The sequence below is a fragment of the Anaerosporobacter sp. genome, from assembly GCF_965301125.1.
The window spans coordinates 1-2,827 of record NZ_CBDLAM010000313.1 but is presented as its reverse complement, the minus strand read 5'-3'; the positions used below and the strand labels follow the sequence as shown (position 1 = coordinate 2,827).

The following is a 2,827-nucleotide window of genomic DNA, read 5'->3' as shown; positions in this document are numbered from 1 at the left end:
ATATTTACACGCCATTTATTTATTCAAGTTGTTGCACATTCCAATAGATTGAATAAAATTTAAACTACAGTCAATTATATAAATATCCCTAAAATTAAATAATTTCTATTGTTATTATCATTACTAAATAAACATACAAACTTAATAGGTTACTATACAAAAAGTAATTATTTTAATGTCAAAAAAGGAGGTGAGCAAAATAAAGAAATTATTAAAGCAAAAATTATTATTAAAACTAGGAATAAGTTTTCTATTTCTACTTTCCTCAATTATTGTATATAATAATGTTCTAAAAATACACGGACAACAAACGCTTGATTCTTTTTCAAATCTATTATCTACGCACAATATAATTGTAGAAGGAAATCAAACTAACCTAACAAAATTTCAACTTAAAGGACTTATAGATGAACTTAATCCAGAAAACATCAACGCTATTGTAAAGTATGAAAACAAGATGTCAAACAAAGGAAACACTATTGTACTAACAGCAAAAGAGATATTAGAGCTTGATTATTACTCCAAAACAAAACGTGAACAAGAAACTATATTAAATAAAATAACAGACGATACTGTTTCTATTGATTGTAAGGAGGGTGTAATCCTTATATCTTATAATTTGGATAATTAATTATTATCCAAAAATACCATGTAATCGTATAAAATCAAAAAGAACCCACAGAAAGAGAATGTAGGTTCTTTTTTGTTCTAGTGGTTATCCACTAACACATTTTGAGAAGTTCTACTGTCCATTGTAACTTGGACACCCAACTTCTTAAAGCTATCAGAATCAACTTTAGTTAATCTAACAGTAGAATGTGCTTGTGCTCCACGGAGATTCTTTAATACGTCCATGGCTTTTGCTGCATTCTCATCCGCATAAGCACTACTTGATAATGCAATTAGAACTTCGTCTGTATGAAGCCTTGGATTCTTACTTCCTAGATATTCAACTTTTAATTTTTGGATTGGTTCAATTGCACTTGGTGCAATGATATGAACATCATCAGGAATTCCTGCAAGATATTTTACCGCATTCAACAATACTGCTGCCGACGGTCCTAGTAATTCAGATGTTTTACCTGTAACGATTGTTCCATCTGGTAATTCCATGGCAACTGCATCATCACCTGTTTCTTCCATTCTATCATTGGCAACACCAACAACTTTACGGTCTGCTAATGTTATTTTAGCCTGATTCATTAATAATTCTACTTTATATAACTCATCTTTTGTTGCACTATCTGTAGCAATTTTGTTCAAAGTCTCATAATATCTTCTGATTATTTCTTGATTGGAAGCTTCTTTACAAGCTTCATCGTCAAAGATACAATTTCCTGCCATGTTAACACCCATGTCAGTTGGTGACTTGTATGGGCTCTCTCCATAAATCAATTCAAACATAGCGTTCACAACTGGGAAAATCTCAACATCACGATTATAGTTAACAGTTGTCACTCCATAAGCGTCAAGATGGAATGGGTCAATCATATTCACGTCATTTAGATCTACTGTTGCTGCTTCATAAGCTAGATTTACTGGGTGTTTTAATGGTAAGTTCCATACTGGGAATGTTTCATATTTGGCATATCCAGCATTCACCCCATGTTTATGTTCATGATATAACTGTGATAAGCAAGTTGCCATCTTACCACTTCCAGGTCCAGGCGCAGTTACAACAACAAGTGGTCTTGTTGTCTTAACATAATCATTCTTTCCATATCCTTCTTCACTTACAATATAATTTACATTGTTAGGATATCCAGCAATTTTGTAATGAAAATATACTGCTACATCTTTCTTCTCAAGCTTATCCTTAAATAAGTTTGCACTAGTTTGTCCCGAATATTGTGATATAACAACACTGCCTACATATAATCCTTTACGACGGTATTCGTCAATTAAGCGAAGTACGTCCATATCATAAGTAATTCCTAAGTCACCACGGATTTTATTTCTTTCAATATCTTCCGCACTAATTACAAATAAGATCTCTGCTTGATCTTTTAATTGCATTAACATCTGTAATTTACTTGATGGTTCAAATCCTGGAAGTACTCTTGACGCATGATAATCATCAAACAGTTTTCCTCCAAATTCTAAATACAGTTTATTATCAAATTCTGCTATCCTCTCTAAGATATGCTCTGATTGCATTTTCAAATACTTTTCGTTGTCAAACCCTTGTCTCATGTTCTTCATTCACCTTTGCATAATTATTATTAAGATTATTATATCATAACTTTATAAAATTAAAAGGAATGTACTAATTTATTTGTAAAAAGGCAATTATAACAGCCATTCTTTGGCTTTTTCAAAATCATTTATACACGTCGCTATGTACGCTATCTCTTTATTACTCTCTTTTATTATTTTTTTCATTAACCTAACATTCCGTCTACTTAATCCTATGATTACAACTTTTTTCAAATCCCTATCCATATCGCGATACGAATAAAGAACCATCTCTAAGATATCTCGGTCCACCAGGGTCTCATCTAGATTCACTGCAATATAAGATGGTGCAGATACTCTCTTGACTTCTAATAAATCCTCGTTAAATTTATTAATTACATTCTGTTTATGATCTCCCAGGGAATCTAAATGTTCACACCAGATTTCACCATTATTATAATGAAGGGAAAACGATTTTTTCTTGATTCCCGCTTCGAATTTTAAATCGCACCGAATTGCCTGTTCATTCAACACTTTATCTTGATGTAATTCTACTATCACCAGAATAAGTAGAGTAGCTATTATAACTCCAGCACCAGCTAATACTATATTTCTTATTACATATAGATGCATTAAATGTGTAAGTAATCCC

Annotated in this window: 3 protein-coding genes; 1 reads left to right on the top strand and 2 read right to left on the bottom strand. The window is 31.9% G+C overall.

Annotated elements, in window-relative coordinates; all coding sequences use genetic code 11:
* The first annotated feature begins 175 nt into the window (after nt 1–175).
* Entirely contained in the window at nt 176–631 is a 456-nt protein-coding gene (locus ACW2QF_RS19220) for a hypothetical protein (protein WP_455717630.1), read from the top strand.
* Between the two features lie 77 nt (nt 632–708).
* Here ACW2QF_RS19220 and ACW2QF_RS19215 read toward each other — a convergent pair whose 3' ends face one another.
* Both ACW2QF_RS19215 and ACW2QF_RS19210 read right to left on the bottom strand, forming a co-directional pair.
* Nucleotides 709–2,193: a DUF1846 domain-containing protein gene (locus ACW2QF_RS19215; RefSeq protein WP_455717629.1), complete on the bottom strand. Its 1,485-nt coding sequence runs from the start codon at nt 2,191–2,193 to the stop codon at nt 709–711.
* 96 nt (nt 2,194–2,289) lie between these two features.
* On the bottom strand, nt 2,290–2,827 hold a 538-nt coding region (locus ACW2QF_RS19210; protein WP_455717628.1), incomplete at its 5' end, for a hypothetical protein.